The sequence below is a fragment of the Pseudomonas sp. LH1G9 genome (assembly GCF_002949975.1).
In the GTDB taxonomy this organism is placed as follows: Bacteria; Pseudomonadota; Gammaproteobacteria; order Pseudomonadales; family Pseudomonadaceae; genus Aquipseudomonas; species Aquipseudomonas veronii.
The window spans coordinates 862,898-878,607 of record NZ_CP026880.1; the positions used below are offsets into that span (position 1 = coordinate 862,898).

Annotated in this window: 12 protein-coding genes, 4 tRNA genes and 6 pseudogenes; 19 read left to right on the forward strand and 3 right to left on the reverse strand. The window is 61.2% G+C overall.

Annotated elements, in window-relative coordinates; translation table 11 throughout:
- Nucleotides 1-130 precede the first annotated feature (130 nt).
- The 8 genes and pseudogenes from uvrB to C5F70_RS04085 all read left to right on the forward strand — a co-directional run.
- Nucleotides 131-2,146, forward strand: coding sequence for an excinuclease ABC subunit UvrB (gene uvrB, locus C5F70_RS04050; protein WP_017847718.1), 2,016 nt, complete (start codon nucleotides 131-133; stop codon nucleotides 2,144-2,146).
- 115 nt (nucleotides 2,147-2,261) lie between these two features.
- Complete coding sequence (locus C5F70_RS04055; RefSeq protein ID WP_017847717.1) at nucleotides 2,262-2,354, forward strand: UvrB/UvrC motif-containing protein; 93 nt, start codon at nucleotides 2,262-2,264, stop codon at nucleotides 2,352-2,354.
- 106 nt (nucleotides 2,355-2,460) lie between these two features.
- A pseudogene (locus tag C5F70_RS04060) lies at nucleotides 2,461-2,562 on the forward strand (UvrB/UvrC motif-containing protein); the annotation flags it as partial.
- 106 nt (nucleotides 2,563-2,668) lie between these two features.
- Nucleotides 2,669-2,770, forward strand: a pseudogene (locus C5F70_RS04065) (UvrB/UvrC motif-containing protein); the annotation flags it as partial.
- 107 nt (nucleotides 2,771-2,877) lie between these two features.
- Nucleotides 2,878-2,979: pseudogene (locus tag C5F70_RS04070) on the forward strand (UvrB/UvrC motif-containing protein); the annotation flags it as partial.
- Between the two features lie 106 nt (nucleotides 2,980-3,085).
- Nucleotides 3,086-3,187: pseudogene (locus tag C5F70_RS04075) on the forward strand (UvrB/UvrC motif-containing protein); the annotation flags it as partial.
- A gap of 233 nt (nucleotides 3,188-3,420) precedes the next feature.
- Nucleotides 3,421-3,522: pseudogene (locus C5F70_RS30480) on the forward strand (UvrB/UvrC motif-containing protein); the annotation flags it as partial.
- Nucleotides 3,523-3,628: 106 nt separating this feature from the next.
- A pseudogene (locus C5F70_RS04085) lies at nucleotides 3,629-3,730 on the forward strand (UvrB/UvrC motif-containing protein); the annotation flags it as partial.
- Nucleotides 3,731-3,850: 120 nt separating this feature from the next.
- Here C5F70_RS04085 and C5F70_RS04090 read toward each other — a convergent pair.
- Together C5F70_RS04090 and C5F70_RS04095 are read right to left on the reverse strand one after the other, a co-directional pair.
- A complete protein-coding gene (locus C5F70_RS04090) occupies nucleotides 3,851-5,401 on the reverse strand; it encodes an MDR family MFS transporter (RefSeq protein ID WP_017847716.1) in 1,551 nt (516 codons plus the stop codon).
- Nucleotides 5,391-6,437 (reverse strand): HlyD family secretion protein, encoded by a 1,047-nt coding sequence (locus C5F70_RS04095; RefSeq protein WP_017847715.1) that lies wholly within the window; start codon nucleotides 6,435-6,437, stop codon nucleotides 5,391-5,393. The genes C5F70_RS04090 and C5F70_RS04095 overlap by 11 nt, the downstream gene beginning before the upstream one ends.
- Before the next feature lie 196 nt (nucleotides 6,438-6,633).
- Between C5F70_RS04095 and gltX the strand changes: the two genes are divergently transcribed.
- The 9 genes from gltX (at nucleotide 6,634) to C5F70_RS04140 (ending at nucleotide 11,837) form a co-directional block, all read left to right on the forward strand.
- Nucleotides 6,634-8,115, forward strand: a complete 1,482-nt coding sequence (gltX, locus tag C5F70_RS04100) for a glutamate--tRNA ligase (protein ID WP_017847714.1) — start codon at nucleotides 6,634-6,636, stop codon at nucleotides 8,113-8,115.
- A 147-nt stretch (nucleotides 8,116-8,262) separates the two neighbouring features.
- Nucleotides 8,263-8,338, forward strand: a tRNA-Ala gene (locus tag C5F70_RS04105).
- Between the two features lie 77 nt (nucleotides 8,339-8,415).
- Nucleotides 8,416-8,491 (forward strand) — tRNA-Glu (locus C5F70_RS04110).
- A 50-nt stretch (nucleotides 8,492-8,541) separates the two neighbouring features.
- Nucleotides 8,542-8,617: transfer RNA gene (locus tag C5F70_RS04115), tRNA-Ala, on the forward strand.
- Between the two features lie 78 nt (nucleotides 8,618-8,695).
- Nucleotides 8,696-8,771 (forward strand) — tRNA-Glu (locus C5F70_RS04120).
- Between the two features lie 184 nt (nucleotides 8,772-8,955).
- Entirely contained in the window at nucleotides 8,956-9,495 is a 540-nt protein-coding gene (locus C5F70_RS04125; RefSeq protein WP_046382629.1) for a TetR/AcrR family transcriptional regulator, read from the forward strand.
- Between the two features lie 14 nt (nucleotides 9,496-9,509).
- Complete coding sequence (locus C5F70_RS04130) at nucleotides 9,510-10,343, forward strand: alpha/beta hydrolase (RefSeq protein WP_017847712.1); 834 nt, start codon at nucleotides 9,510-9,512, stop codon at nucleotides 10,341-10,343.
- 38 nt (nucleotides 10,344-10,381) lie between these two features.
- Nucleotides 10,382-10,816, forward strand: coding sequence for a thioesterase family protein (locus C5F70_RS04135; RefSeq protein WP_017847711.1), 435 nt, complete (start codon nucleotides 10,382-10,384; stop codon nucleotides 10,814-10,816).
- Between the two features lie 55 nt (nucleotides 10,817-10,871).
- Nucleotides 10,872-11,837 carry a tRNA-dihydrouridine synthase gene (locus tag C5F70_RS04140; RefSeq protein WP_104902750.1) on the forward strand — a complete coding sequence of 322 codons (966 nt, stop codon included), beginning with the start codon at nucleotides 10,872-10,874 and terminating at the stop codon, nucleotides 11,835-11,837.
- Between the two features lie 886 nt (nucleotides 11,838-12,723).
- Here the strand turns inward: C5F70_RS04140 and C5F70_RS30760 are convergent.
- Entirely contained in the window at nucleotides 12,724-13,128 is a 405-nt protein-coding gene (locus C5F70_RS30760) for a hypothetical protein (RefSeq protein ID WP_177410546.1), read from the reverse strand.
- A 302-nt stretch (nucleotides 13,129-13,430) separates the two neighbouring features.
- Between C5F70_RS30760 and C5F70_RS04150 the strand changes: the two genes are divergently transcribed.
- On the forward strand, nucleotides 13,431-14,321 hold the full coding sequence (locus C5F70_RS04150) for a hypothetical protein (protein WP_057005687.1): 891 nt from the start codon (nucleotides 13,431-13,433) through the stop codon (nucleotides 14,319-14,321).
- 107 nt (nucleotides 14,322-14,428) lie between these two features.
- Nucleotides 14,429-15,709 carry a hypothetical protein gene (locus C5F70_RS04155; protein WP_104902751.1) on the forward strand — a complete coding sequence of 427 codons (1,281 nt, stop codon included), beginning with the start codon at nucleotides 14,429-14,431 and terminating at the stop codon, nucleotides 15,707-15,709.
- Nucleotide 15,710 lies beyond the last annotated feature (1 nt).

Below are 15,710 nucleotides of genomic sequence, written 5' to 3' on the forward strand. Positions count from 1 at the left end.
CGGCACATTCGTCACCACTTCTACAGCTATCATGGTTTTTTCCTGCAACCTGCGATGAAAATTCGCGGGTCGCTGAGCTTTTTTCGTCCTTGGTGGAGTGCAGCCGGGGGTGACTTGAAAGAGGTACGTTATGTCGGATTTCCAGCTCGTCACCCGCTTTGAACCCGCCGGCGATCAACCCGAAGCGATTCGCCAGATGGTCGAAGGCATCGAAGCGGGCCTGTCGCACCAGACGCTGCTCGGGGTGACCGGTTCGGGCAAGACGTTCAGCATCGCCAACGTGATCGCGCAGATCAACCGCCCGACCCTGGTACTGGCACCGAACAAAACCCTGGCCGCGCAGTTGTATGGCGAGTTCAAGGCGTTCTTCCCGAACAACGCGGTGGAGTACTTCGTTTCCTACTACGACTACTACCAGCCCGAAGCCTATGTGCCGTCCTCCGATACCTTTATCGAGAAGGACGCATCGATCAACGACCACATCGAGCAGATGCGTCTGTCGGCGACCAAGGCGCTGCTGGAGCGCAAGGACGCGATCATCGTCACCACGGTGTCGTGCATCTACGGCCTCGGCAGCCCGGAAACCTATCTGAAGATGGTGCTGCACGTCGACCGTGGCGACAAACTCGACCAGCGCGAACTGCTGCGTCGGCTGACGAGCTTGCAATACACGCGCAACGACATGGACTTCGCCCGTGCCACCTTCCGCGTGCGCGGCGATGTGATCGACATCTACCCGGCGGAGTCCGACCTGGAGGCGATCCGCATCGAGCTGTTCGACGATGAAGTCGAGAGCCTGTCGGCGTTCGACCCGTTGACCGGCGAAGTGATCCGCAAACTGCCGCGTTTCACCTTCTACCCCAAAAGCCACTACGTCACGCCGCGCGAAACCCTGATGGGCGCCGTTGAGGGCATCAAGGTCGAGCTGGCCGAGCGCCTGGAATACTTGCGCGCCAACAACAAGCTGGTGGAAGCCCAGCGCCTGGAACAACGCACCCGTTTCGACCTGGAAATGATCCTGGAACTGGGTTACTGCAACGGCATCGAAAACTACTCGCGCTACCTCTCGGGCCGTGAATCCGGAGCGCCGCCGCCGACGCTCTACGACTACCTGCCGGACGACGCGCTGTTGGTGATCGACGAATCCCACGTCAGCGTGCCGCAAGTCGGCGCGATGTATAAGGGCGACCGTTCGCGCAAGGAAACCCTGGTGGAATACGGCTTCCGCCTGCCGTCGGCGCTGGACAACCGGCCGATGCGCTTCGACGAATGGGAACGCATCAGCCCGCAGACCATCTTCGTCTCGGCGACGCCCGGCAATTACGAGGCTGAGCACGCGGGGCGCGTGATCGAGCAACTGGTGCGCCCGACCGGCCTGGTCGACCCGCAGATCGAAATCCGCCCGGCGTTGACCCAGGTCGACGACCTGCTCTCGGAAATCAGCAAGCGCGTGGCCCTGGAAGAGCGGGTGCTGGTCACTACGCTGACCAAGCGCATGTCCGAAGACTTGACCGACTACCTGGCCGACCACGGCGTGCGCGTGCGCTACCTGCACTCGGACATCGACACCGTGGAGCGCGTGGAGATCATCCGCGACCTGCGACTGGGCACCTTCGATGTGCTGGTGGGGATCAACCTGCTGCGCGAAGGCCTGGACATGCCGGAAGTGTCGCTGGTGGCGATTCTGGACGCGGACAAGGAGGGCTTCCTGCGCTCCGAGCGTTCGCTGATCCAGACCATCGGCCGTGCGGCGCGTAACCTCAATGGCCGGGCGATTCTCTATGCCGACCGCATCACCGGCTCCATGGAGCGGGCGATTGGCGAGACCGAGCGCCGTCGCGACAAACAGATCGCCTTCAACCTGGCGAACGGCATCACGCCCAAAGGCGTGTTCAAGGATGTCGCCGATATCATGGAAGGCGCCACCGTGCCTGGCTCGCGCAGCAAGAAGCGCAAAGGCATGGCCAAGGCCGCCGAGGAAAGCGCCAAGTACGAAAACGAACTGCGCTCGCCGAGCGAGATCGCCAAGCGTATCCGCCAGTTGGAAGAGAAAATGTACCAACTGGCGCGGGATCTGGAGTTCGAAGCGGCGGCGCAAACCCGCGATGAAATCGGCAAGTTGCGTGAGCGCCTGTTGGCGGTTTGATCGGTGGTGGCGGTACTGGCCTCATCGGGGGCAAGCCCCCTCCCACATTTGACCGCATTTCAACGTTGGAACCCGATCAAGTGTGGGAGGGAGCTTGCTCCCGATAGGCGCGAAAATGTACCAGCTGGCGCGGGATCTGGAGTTCGAAGCGGCGGCGCAAACCCGCGATGAAATCGGCAAGTTGCGTGAGCGCCTGTTGGCGGTTTGATCGGTGGTGGCGGTACTGGCCTCATCGGGGGCAAGCCCCCTCCCACATTTGACCGCATTTCAACGTTGGAACCCGATCAAATGTGGGAGGGAGCTTGCTCCCGATAGGCGAGAAAATGTACCAGCTGGCGCGGGATCTGGAGTTCGAAGCGGCGGCGCAAACCCGCGATGAGATCGGCAAGTTGCGTGAGCGCCTGTTGGCGGTTTGATCGGTGGTGGCGGTACTGGCCTCATCGGGGGCAAGCCCCCTCCCACATTTGACCGCATTTCAACGTTGGAACCCGATCAAGTGTGGGAGGGAGCTTGCTCCCGATAGGCGAGAAAATGTACCAGCTGGCGCGGGATCTGGAGTTCGAAGCGGCGGCGCAAACCCGCGATGAAATCGGCAAGTTGCGTGAGCGCCTGTTGGCGGTTTGATCGGTGGTGGCGGTACTGGCCTCATCGGGGGGCAAGCCCCCTCCCACATTTGACCGCATTTCAACGTTGGAACCCGATCAAATGTGGGAGGGAGCTTGCTCCCGATAGGCGAGAAAATGTACCAGCTGGCGCGGGATCTGGAGTTCGAAGCGGCGGCGCAAACCCGCGATGAGATCGGCAAGTTGCGTGAGCGCCTGTTGGCGGTTTGATCGGTGGTGGCGGTACTGGCCTCATCGGGGGCAAGCCCCCTCCCACATTTGACCGCATTTCAACGTTGGAACCCGATCAAGTGTGGGAGGGAGCTTGCTCCCGATAGGCGAGAAAATGTACCAGCTGGCGCGGGATCTGGAGTTCGAAGCGGCGGCGCAAACCCGCGATGAAATCGGCAAGTTGCGTGAGCGCCTGTTGGCGGTTTGATCGGTGGTGGCGGTACTGGCCTCATCGGGGGGCAAGCCCCCTCCCACATTTGACCGCATTTCAACGTTGGAACCCGATCAAATGTGGGAGGGAGCTTGCTCCCGATAGGCGCGACACGGCCTCAATGACTCCCCCCAGCCTCAAGCCCCGCCGGCAACGCCGTGCTCAACAAAATCACCAGCATGCCCAAGCTTGAAATGCCGTCAAATGTGGGAGGGAGCTTGCTCCCGATAGGCGAGAAAATGTACCAGCTGGCGCGGGATCTGGAGTTCGAAGCGGCGGCGCAAACCCGCGATGAAATCGGCAAGTTGCGTGAGCGCCTGTTGGCGGTTTGATCGGTAGTGGCGGTACTGGCCTCATCGGGGGCAAGCCCCCTCCCACATTTGACCGCATTTCAACGTTGGAACCCGATCAAATGTGGGAGGGAGCTTGCTCCCGATAGGCGAGAAAATGTACCAGCTGGCGCGGGATCTGGAGTTCGAAGCGGCGGCGCAAACCCGCGATGAAATCGGCAAGTTGCGTGAGCGCCTGTTGGCGGTTTGATCGGTGGTGGCGGTACTGGCCTCATCGGGGGCAAGCCCCCTCCCACATTTGACCGCATTTCAACGTTGGAACCCGATCAAATGTGGGAGGGAGCTTGCTCCCGATAGGCGCGACACGGTCTCAATGACTCCCCCCAGCCTTAAGCCCCGCCGGCAACGCCTTGGTCAACAAGATCGCGAGCATGCTTACGCCCAACGCGAATCCCACGCAGTGAAACGCATCGTTGTAGGCCATGATCTGCGCCTGCTGGTGCGTAATCTCACTGAGTTTGCCCAGCGCCGCCGTCGGGTTGCCGAACTGTTCCGTCAGCGTCGCCAGCCGCTCCGCCACCTGCGGGTTGGTCGGCACGATCGCTTCGCGTAAATAATCGAAATAGGTCTTGGTGCGCGCATCCAGCAAGGTCGCCAGCAGTGCGATACCGATGGCGCCGCCGAGGTTGCGCAGGATGTTGAACAGACTGGAAGCCGACCCGGCGTCCTGCGGCAGGATGTAGGCCGTGGCGATCAGCGAGATGGTTACCATGATCAACGGCTGCCCGAGGGCGCGGATGATCTGGATCTGGTTGAACTGGCTGCCGGCAAAGTCTGGGTTGAGCACCCCCGAAGAAAAACTCGCCAGGCCGAACAGCCCGAAGCCTACGGCGCACAGCCATTTGGGCGACACGTATTTCATCAGCTTGGGCACCAGCGGGATCAGGAACAGCTGCGGAATGCCCATCCACATGATCACTTCGCCGATCTGCAGCGCGTTGTAGTTCTGGATCTGCGCCAGGTACAACGGCAACAGATAGATCGAGCCATACAACCCGACGCCCATCCCCAGGCTGGAAATACTCGACAGGCCGAAGTTGCGATTGGCCAGGATGCCAAGGTTGATCAGCGGGTTGGGTTTTGACAGCTGCACGATCACGAAGGTGATCAGGCTCAGCAGGGCGATGCTGCCCAGGCTGACGATCAGGTTCGACTCGAGCCAGTCTTTGCGGTGGCCTTCTTCCAGAAACACCTGCAAACAGCCCAAACCGATGGCGAGGCTGACGATGCCGGTGTAGTCGGTGCTTTTGAGCAGCTCCCAGTGGGGCGCCTTTTTTTCCAGGCCGTAGAGCAGCCCGGCGATCATCAGCAGCCCGGGCGGCACGTTGATGTAGAAGATGTATTCCCAGCCCCAGTTTTCCGTGAGCCAGCCGCCGATGGTCGGGCCGATGGACGGCGCGAAGGTGGCGGTCATGGCAAACATCGCCATGCCTTTGGCGCGGTGGTGCTCGGGCAGCTTGATCAGGGTCAGGGTAAACGCCAGCGGGATCAGCGCGCCGCCGGTAAAACCCTGCAGGGCGCGGAACACGATCATGCTTTCCAGGCTCCAGGCCATGGAACACATCAGCGAGGCGATCAGGAACCCTACCGACACCCACACCGCCAGGCGCCGTGCCGAGAGCAACTGCACCAGCCAGGCGGTGAGGGGGATCATGATGATTTCGGCCACAAGGTAGGAGGTGGAAATCCACGAGCCTTCTTCCAGGGTGGCCGACAGCGCGCCCTGGATGTCCTTGAGGGACGAGTTGGTGATCTGGATGTCGAGCACCGCCATGAAGGCGCCGAGCATCACGCTCATGACCGCGATCCAGTCGCGCCGGGTCGGTTCGCCGACCGGGCGCAGCAGTTGATCACCGGCCATCAGGCTGATCTTTGATGTTCACTTTGACGGTGACGGACATGCCGGGGCGGATCTTGCCCTTCAGCGGGTTATCCGCAGCAAACGTAAGTTTCACCGGAATCCGTTGTACGACTTTGGTGAAGTTGCCGGTGGCATTGTCCGGCGGCAACAGGCTGAACTGCGCCCCGGAGGCCGCGAACAGGCTGTCGACCCGCGCCTCGATCGGCGTATCGCCGTAAGCATCGAACGTCAGCTCGGCCTTTTGCCCAGGCTGCATGTGGCCGATCTGGGTTTCCTTGAAGTTGGCCTGAATCCAGATGTCCTGGTCGGGGACGATCGACAGCAGGTAGGCACCGGCCTGTACGTATTGGCCGTTGCGCGCGGCGCGTTGGCCGACCAGGCCGCTGATGGGCGCGTGGATTTCGCTGCGGGTCAGGTTCAGCTCGGCCTGGGCCAGGTCGGTTCTGGCGTTGGCGATCAACGCGTCGAGGCGCTTGATCTCGGCATTCAGCGCGTTGACCTGCTGGCGCTGCCCCTGCAGGTCGGCCTGGGCCATGGCCACTTGGGAGCGGGCGATATGGTTGTCGGCGGAGAGGGTGGTCACCCGTTCTTCCGAGACGTAGCCGGGTTTGCGCAGGGTTTGGGCGCGGGACAGGTCGATCTGCGAACGACCCAGGCTGGCCTGGCTGGACGCGACTTTGGCTTCGCCGGCGGCGATCAGGCTGGCTTGCTGGGTCAGCTTGCTCTGCGCCTGGGTGCGCTCGGCTTCGCGCATGGCGAGGGCGGCGTTGGCGCGGTCCACGGCGAGGTGGAAGTCGTCGTCTTCAAGCCTCACCAGCAACTGGCCTTGTTGCACGTGTTCGTTGTCGCCCACCAGCACCTCGACAATCCGCGCGCCGAGCTGGCTGGAGACACGGGTGATCTCACCCTGCACGTAGGCGTTGTCGGTGCTTTCGTAGAAGCGGCCCCTGAAGAACCAATGGGCGAAGAAACCCAGGGCGATCAGGCTCACGATCAATACGAAGATAAGCAGGCGGCGTTTCAGTGGGGCAGGCATGGGCGCGGAGTCTGTAACAAGAGGTAATGGAATATAACCAGCCAGCCAGCTGGCAAATAGCTACGACGAGTCGCCAGGCTCAAACTTGGCCTATATGCCATGCTCGGTACGGAGGACGCTGGAGCCTAAGTGCCCATGGCTGTTACCATTCGCCCCTTGTTTCAATTTCAGTTATATCGCCCATTCGAGACCAGCCATGACCACCGTCCGCACGCGCATCGCGCCATCGCCTACCGGGGACCCCCACGTCGGCACTGCCTACATCGCCTTGTTCAACTACTGCTTTGCCAAGCAGCACGGCGGTGAATTCATCCTGCGGATCGAAGACACCGATCAACTGCGTTCGACCCGCGAGTCCGAACAGCAGATTTTCGATGCCCTGCGCTGGTTGGGCATCACCTGGTCGGAAGGCCCGGACGTCGGCGGCCCGCACGGCCCGTATCGCCAGAGCGAGCGCAGCGACATCTACAAGCAGTACACCCAGCAGTTGGTCGACATGGGCCATGCGTTCCCCTGCTTCTGCACCGCCGAAGAACTGGACCAGATGCGCGCCGAACAACAGGCCCGTGGCGAAACCCCGCGCTACGATGGCCGCGCGCTGCTGCTGTCGAAAGAAGAAGTGGCCGCGCGCCTGGCCGCCGGCGAGCCCCATGTGATCCGCATGAAGGTGCCGAGCGAAGGCGTGTGCGTGGTGCCGGACATGTTGCGCGGCGACGTCGAGATCCCGTGGGACCGCATGGACATGCAAGTGTTGATGAAGACCGACGGCCTGCCGACGTACTTCCTGGCCAACGTGGTCGATGACCACCTGATGGGCATCACCCATGTGCTGCGTGGGGAAGAATGGCTGCCCTCGGCGCCGAAGCTGATCCTGCTCTACGAGTACTTCGGCTGGGAACAACCGCAGCTGTGCTACATGCCGCTGCTGCGCAACCCGGACAAGAGCAAGCTGTCCAAGCGCAAGAACCCGACCTCGGTGACCTTCTACGAGCGCATGGGCTTCATGCCCGAAGCGATGCTCAACTACCTGGGCCGCATGGGTTGGTCGATGCCGGACGAGCGCGAGAAGTTCTCGCTGCAGGAAATGGTCGATAACTTCGACCTGTCCCGCGTATCGCTGGGCGGGCCGATCTTCGATATCGAGAAGCTGTCGTGGCTCAATGGCCAGTGGCTGCGTGACCTGCCGGTGGAAGAGTTCGCCAGCCGCGTGCAGCAGTGGGCGTTGAACCCCGAGTACATGATGAAGATCGCGCCGCTGGTGCAGGGCAGGGTGGAGACGTTCAGCCAGGTCGCACCGTTGGCCAGTTTCTTCTTCGCCGGTGGCGTGAACCCGGACGTCAAACTGTTTGAGTCGAAGAAACTCTCCGCCGATCAGGTGCGCCAGTTGATGCAACTGATCCTGTGGAAGCTCGAAAGCCTGCGCCAGTGGGAGAAGGACGCCATCACCGCGACGATCCAGGCCGTGGTCGAATCCCTCGAGCTGAAATTGCGCGATGCCATGCCGCTGATGTTTGCCGCGATCACCGGGCAGGCCAGTTCGGTGTCGGTACTCGACGCGATGGAAATTCTCGGCCCGGACCTTACGCGTTTCCGTCTGCGCCAAGCCCTTGATTTGCTTGGTGGTGTGTCGAAGAAAGAAAACAAAGAGTGGGAGAAGCTGCTGGGCGCGATCGCCTGAGTCAGCGCTTGTGGCGGCCAAACCCCGGTTTTTCGGGGTTTGGTTGGTAAGTGATTGTTATCCCGGCAAAAAATTTTGGAAATTGTTGAAAATAAATTTGACACGTTCCCAAAGCGCCATTAAGATTCGCCCCGTCCTCACCGATGAGGGGCTATAGCTCAGCTGGGAGAGCGCTTGCATGGCATGCAAGAGGTCAACGGTTCGATCCCGTTTAGCTCCACCAATTTACAGGTTCAAGGTCTGGCCACACCGTCCTTGAATCGATCAGGCCTAGCTTGATCAGGTTGTACAGAAGGTTTTGTCCCCTTCGTCTAGTGGCCTAGGACACCGCCCTTTCACGGCGGTAACAGGGGTTCGAGTCCCCTAGGGGACGCCAGTTTCAACAAGCAGTTCGCAAGGTCTGCTGCGCCGCGAGGCGAAAAATCCGGGGCTATAGCTCAGCTGGGAGAGCGCTTGCATGGCATGCAAGAGGTCAACGGTTCGATCCCGTTTAGCTCCACCAATTTACAGGTTCAAGGTTTTGGCCACGCCGCCCTTGGATCGATCAGTCTCAGCCTGATCAGTTGTATAGAAGGTTTGTGTCCCCTTCGTCTAGTGGCCTAGGACACCGCCCTTTCACGGCGGTAACAGGGGTTCGAGTCCCCTAGGGGACGCCACGATTACCCGCTCTGCGGGATTTTTAAGGGTCATTCAATTATTGAATGGCCCTTTTGTTTGTCTGGCGTTTGGCCAATTCTCCCTTCCCTTGCCCCTCCGGGCTTCTGACCAATGGTCGTGCCGCTCGCTTGCGAAATATTATTATGGTTATAATATTTAACCCATGAGAGTCGGAGGCACACGATGAGCGATAAAAAAGCGCAAACCCGCGAACGTATCCTGCAGGCCGCTAGCGCCGCGTTGGTCCAGCGTGGCCCGGCCGAGCCGAGCGTTGGCGAGGTCATGGGGGCGGCGGGGCTGACTGTCGGCGGCTTCTACGCGCACTTTGAAAGCAAGGATGCGCTGATGCTGGAAGCCTTCAGCCAATTGCTGGCCCAGCGCCGTGCATCGATCGACGACATGGATGCCCAACTCACCGGCGAAGAGCGCCGTGCCCTGGTTGCGGCGTTCTACCTGTCGCGCAAGCACCGCGACTCCACGGCCAAGGCTTGCCCGATTCCGGCAACCGTGGGCGAGATGGGCCGCCTGCCGGACGCCTTTCGCGATGTCCTCAACGAACATGTGGAACTGATGGCCGCACAACTGGCCGCCAGCCCGGAAGACACTGACAAGGCCCTGGCGGACATGGCCTTGATGGTCGGTGGGCTGGCATTGGCGCGTGCCCTGGGGCCGGGTGAGTTGTCCGATCGTGTGTTGCGTGCCGCCAAGTCGGCCATACGTTAAGAGGGGTTATAAAAATGGGCGCATTGACCTGGATTCGTGGCGTCAACGGCACCTTGGGGCGCCTGGCGCCGCACACGGTGGCCAACAGCATGCGGCGGGTCTTCATGACCCCGCGGGATCTGCCGCCGCGGGATTGGGAGTTGCCGCTGCTGGCGCACGCCGAGCGCGTCACCTTGCGTTTCGGCCTGTCGGCGTTGCGCTGGGGCCAAGGCCCGGCGGTGCTGCTGATGCACGGTTGGGAAGGCCGGCCCACCCAGTTCGCCAGCCTGATCACTGCGCTGGTGCAGAACGGCTATTCGGTATTCGCCCTAGATGGCCCGGCCCATGGCCGTTCGCCGGGGCGTGAAGCCCACGTACTGCTGTTTGCCCGCGCGATGCTTGAAGCGGCGGCCGAGCTGCCGCCGTTGCATGCGGTGGTCGGCCACTCCATGGGCGGCGCCAGTGCGATGCTGGCGGTGCAATTGGGGCTGCGTACCGAAGCGCTGGTGAGCATTGCCGCGCCGTCGCGCTTCCTTGATGTGCTCGGCGGGTTTGCCGGGATGGTCGGTTTGCCGTCGCGGGCGCGCTCAGCGTTTATCCAGGAAGTCGAGCTGACCCTGGGCATGCCGCTCAAGCACTTGGACGTGGCCCATTACCAGATGGACCTCCCCGGCCTGATCGTGCATGCCGAAGACGATACCTTCGTGCCGGTCAGCGCTTCCCAGGTCATCCACGACGCCTGGTTTGACAGCCGCCTGTTGCGCCTGGAGCAGGGCGGGCACCAGCGCGTGCTGGCCGATCCGCGGGTCGTCGAGGCGGTGCTGGCGCTGCTGGCGGGCTGCCGTTTACAGGCGCGCCAAACTGCCTGATACACTGCCCTGCCGACATCAATCGACAGGAGCAAGGTATGGGCTGGGATTTGGCAACGCCGTTTATCATCGATCTGCAGGTCGTCGCTGAGGACATCGACGGCCTGGGGCATGCCAATAACGCGGTGTACGTGTCCTGGCTGGAACGTTGCGCCTGGCGCCATTCCCAGCGCCTGGGGCTGGACCTCACCGAGTACCGGCGACTGGACCGCGCCATGGCGGTGGTGCGCCATGAGATCGACTACCTGGCGGCCGCCTATGAAGGCGACGAGCTGCAACTGGCGACCTGGATCGTCGACTGGGACCAGCGCCTGAAAATGACCCGGCGTTTCCAGCTGGTACGCCCTCGCGACGGCGCGACCCTGCTGCGCGCACAAACCACCTTTGTCTGCATCGAACTGTCCAGCGGCAAGCCCAAGCGCATGCCGGCGGAGTTTCTCGACGGCTACGGCGCCGCCCTGACAGGGGGTTAACGGTCGCGGCGGGAAACCCAGTAAACTGCGCCACGATTTTTGTAGAGTGTTTTCCATGCAAATTGCTTTGGCGCCCATGGAGGGGTTGGTCGACAACATCCTGCGGGACGTGTTGACCCGCGTGGGCGGTATTGACTGGTGCGTGACCGAGTTCATCCGCGTCAACGACCGCCTGCTCACCCCGGCCTATTTCCACAAGCTCGCCCCCGAACTGCTGCACGGTGCCCACACCGCCGCTGGCGTGCCGCTGCGTGTGCAGTTGCTCGGTTCCGACCCGGCGTGCCTGGCAGAGAACGCGGCCCTGGCCTGCGAGTTGGGCTCCGAGGTGATCGACCTGAATTTCGGCTGCCCGGCCAAGACCGTCAACAAGTCCCGTGGCGGCGCGGTGCTGCTCAAGGAGCCGGAGCTGCTCAACCGCATCGTCGAGCATGTGCGTCGCGCAGTGCCGGCGCATATCCCGGTGACCGCCAAGATGCGCCTGGGCTTCGACAGCCCGGATGGCGCGCTGGTATGCGCGACGGCGCTGGCCGAGGGCGGCGCGGCGCATATCGTCGTGCATGCGCGGACCAAGACCGATGGCTACAAACCGCCGGCTCACTGGGAGTGGATTCCACGCGTGCAGGATGTGGTCAAGGTGCCAGTGTTCGCCAATGGCGATATCTGGAGCGTCGAAGACTGGAAGCGTTGCCGCGAAGTCAGCGGCGCCGAAGACATCATGCTGGGTCGCGGGCTGGTTGCGCGTCCGGATCTTGCGCGGCAGATCGCGGCGGCACGCGCCGGCGAAGACGTCGTGGCAATGACCTGGGCGCAGATGCAGCCGATGCTCCAGGATTTCTGGACCCAGTCGGTGGCCCAACTGACCGAACGCCAGGCGCCCGGCCGGCTGAAGCAGTGGTTGGCGATGCTGACGCGCAATTACCCGGAGGCCGTCGAGCTGTTCACCGCCATGCGTCGGGAGACGGACTTGGAGCAGGTGAGCCGGTTGTTGGGGATGGCCCATCCTGCCGCGTCTGAGGGGTGACCCGTTGCGCTTGAATGCGCAGCTCGTTTGTTTGAAGAAAATGCCCCGTATCGAAAGATGCGGGGCATTTTGCGTTTTGGCGCGAGGAAGTCGGGGCGAAATAACACAGCCGGATGCCGTGCAGGTTTTGGGGTTGTGTCGGTAAGTTGCCCAGAGGGTGGTTTATTAGCGTGTGTGTCCAGTCGGATCTGGCTAAGGCTACTTGGTTTGCGGTCTTTTAAAAATTAACAGGGGGAAAAGTCCGAAAGTTTGATTTGGTTTCCTTATATGAGTCGCGATTTCTGGAACTCGATAGCCTCGTATTCCACGAAAGTATCGACTGTGAAGCAGCATGGGTTGTTTCCAGTCGATAAAAAACTCTTGCCTGCCCCGCTGATTAACCGAGCCGGGCCGTGCCAATAAGGAACTTACTGATGTCGCTATCGATTAATCATTCACCTTTGTTCAACGGCGATACAACATCCATGGAGCGGTTGTCGCCATCCATGTCGAAAACCTTCACGCAAACCGGCACATTGGGGGCCAATACGACTGTGGCTCACCCTGGCGTGCCTCATGACCCTTTCAAGGTTTCGAACAGCAACATGACAATCGAGACAGGCGGGCTTGCACGCTTGCTTGACATGCTGGAGCAGGTTGTCAAAACCGTGCGTGAGATGTTTTCGGGGCGGAACATGGTGTCCGGCATGTTGCCTGGGGCGGATAAAACGCCCGCCATTCCAGTGGATGCGAGCAAGCTGCCGGAGAAGCCTGGACACCTCGCATTGACGGCTGATCGGCGAGGCCAGCCGGCTCTTCCGGTGTCACCCCACATGCATCAATCCACTGCCTCCGTGATCAAGGATGCCGACAATCAGGTGCAAGTGAACGTTAACGTCGGTCATTGTCATTGCCCCGATACGAAGGCGCTGAGCGGCGAAACGAAACCGAATGCGGCAGCGGTTTTACCTCGCGTCATGCCGATGCCGGAAGCCGCTCGCAAGGTTGAAGTGGTGCCTGTGCACACGCCTACGCACACGCACACGCCTGCGCCCATGCCTACGCCTGCGCCCATGCCTACGCACACGCCTACGCACACGCCTACGCCCATGCCTATGCCCATGCCTACGCACACGCCTACGCCCATGCCTATGCCCATGCCTACGCACACGCACACGCCTGCGCCCACGCCTACGCCTACGCCTACGCACAAGCACACACCTACGCCGGAGGTCATGCCGGCACCCAAGCCGGGTGTGCATGCGCTTGAGGTCAAGCCGCGACCGGCCACCCCGGAAGTACCTGCGATCACGCCACAACCACAACCACAACCACAACCACAACCACAACCACAACCAGATACGCCTACCCCGGATATAACCAGTCCCGGCCCGGCTGAACGTCAATCTGATATGCGCGACTGGCGGACCAGTCGCCGGCCTGCATTCAGAGCCTGACGTCAGCAACTTCCTTTATACGTATTGAACTGGATGTGCACTTCTTTGGGGCTGATGTTCCGGGAAGTGCCTGCAAGTGGAGGCCCGTATGTCATGTTGTTCAATTAATAATATTGCGCGTGTTGTGGATGTTCGTCAGGTACTTCCTGTCGATTCCATGAAAGCAAAAAATGAACAGTTTGCGCAATTAAGCGGTTTCTTGAGTGTGCCGTCTCCGGCGAGCCAGGGGGTACTGGAGCACGTGCGGGAAAACACTCATGGCGTGGCGAATAATTCAGAGCCGCTCGATAAGTTAATGACGCTGTTTACTTCGTTTTTAACTCAGCTGATTAACTTGGTCTCTGATAACAAAGAGAAGCCGCTGCCGGGAATATCCCCATCGCGGCCGGAGGTCACTACGCCTGTGGTGCCTGCGCCGGCGCCGCCCAAACCCGAGCCTGCGGCGATGATCGCGGGCCTTTCGAAGAAGCGCAACGGCGCGAAGCCCGACAATATCTGGAGCGGCTTTCGCCAAGGGCCGGATGGCAACTGCGTGACGGTATCGGCCATCAAGGCGGCGATGTACCAGTTTGGCCAAAGCCCTACGGATATTTTCAAGGAGGTGAAAAAAACCGAGCGTGGTTATCACGTGGTCATGCGCGATGACGTAACCGTCAACCTGACGGACCGGGAGCTCGCCGAAGGTGCGCGTGGGGCAAAATTTGTCGGGGCTGACAAAGAGATGCTCAAAGACGCGCAATTTCTTTTCGCGATCAGCGCCAAGCGTGCCCAGGACGAAAACAACGATGGCAGGGCGGCACGCAGTTTCGGTGCGGCGATCCGCAGCCTGAATGATGGCGAGGATGAGCGAGGGCCGGGGGAGGGGTTGAAGCGGCTGGGGCTGAGCAAGCACATGAAGAGGGTCCCCGTGCGTGAGCTCGCCAAGGGGCAGTTGGGCATGTGCAATCGGGCCCGGCATTCGGTGGCGGTCATCAACGGTCGCGAAGAGCTATGGGGGCGACAGGGAAAAGCGCCCACGCACGGCGATGCCATAGCTCTGGTGCCATAGCCCTATTGGTGAATCCGTTGAATTGAAGGGCTGCGAACGGGGCAGTCAGCCCAAACCTGGCTGCCCGTTCGGCTGCTTATTTTTTACAAGCGTCAGGAACCCAGTGCATGTATATCTCCACAGCTAGCCGTTCGATGATCGAAACGGCCCAGCAGCGCGGGGCTTCTCCCGTATTTCCGGTGAAACCCGCAGGTGAAAGGCCGGCTGATATCGCTTCGGCATTCCACGCGAGCGAGCGGCGCTTCGGCGAGAGTTTTGATTGCAGCAGCCACGCGGCGGTGATCAAGTTGATGATGATGACGTTCGGTCAGCGTCCAGCCGCGATGTTTAACGAGTTGCTACCCTCGGGCGATGGGTACGACGTCACGATGAAGGATGAGTTCAAGCTGCACCTGTCCCGCCAGGAGTTGCAGCAGGCGTCGCAGGCTTCCCGCTTCACGGGGGCGGACAGCGGCGTGGTAAAGGATGCCAATTTCATGTTTGCCGCCTTTGTCAAACGCAAGCAACTGACCGGGGGCTATGCCACGTTCGAAGCCGCCTTGGCAAAGACGCTCGAGGGCGAGACCACCCAGCGTTGTCTGCAAGGCATGGGGGTGTTCGGCCTGTCGCAGTTCGTCCCGGTGAGCGATATGGCGGGCAAGGGCGCGGTAGGGGTGCTGGAGACCCATAACCGCGGGTCGGCGCTGGTGCGCGAGGGGGTCAGGCATGATGGCGGGACACCACGAACGGCTGATCGGGGCTATGGGTATGTCTTGTTCGATGATCAACTGCCGCCGCCGAGCAATCGCGGCGCCGCCCCTGTGGTCGCGAGCGTCCGGCCCGCGGACATCTGGAGCGGGTTTTACCAGGGGGTCGAAGGCAATTGCGTCACGGTCTCGGCGATCAAGGCGGCGATGATCCGGTTCGGGCAAGACCCGAGGGCGATCTATAAGCAGGTTCAAATCACGCCGACGGGGTTTGACGTGGTCATGCGAGATGCCTTCCGGTTGCAACTGACCCACGAGGAAGTGCGCCAGGCTGCCGCCGAGTCGAACTTTCATGGCAATAATCGACAGTTGCTGAATGCCGCGCACTTTTTGTACGCAGTCAGTGCCAAGCGCGCGCAGATCGAGAACAACGATTTTCGTGCCCGCCAGAGTTACACGACGGCTCTGCAAACCCTCAACGATGGCGAGTACCCTGGCGAAGCGCTGCGCCGCCTGGGGTTGTTTGGCTACGTGCGTGAAAGCACGGTCGCAGAGTTGGCCAACGGGGCGATCGGCACCCTGGCAGACAACTGGCATTCGGTGGCGGTGATCGATGGGGCGCTGGATTTCTATGGAAAAAAGCAGGACCTGGCCTCATCGCGCTGGATGAGTTCGGGGTTCCGGGCCCTGAAGCTGGTCTGAG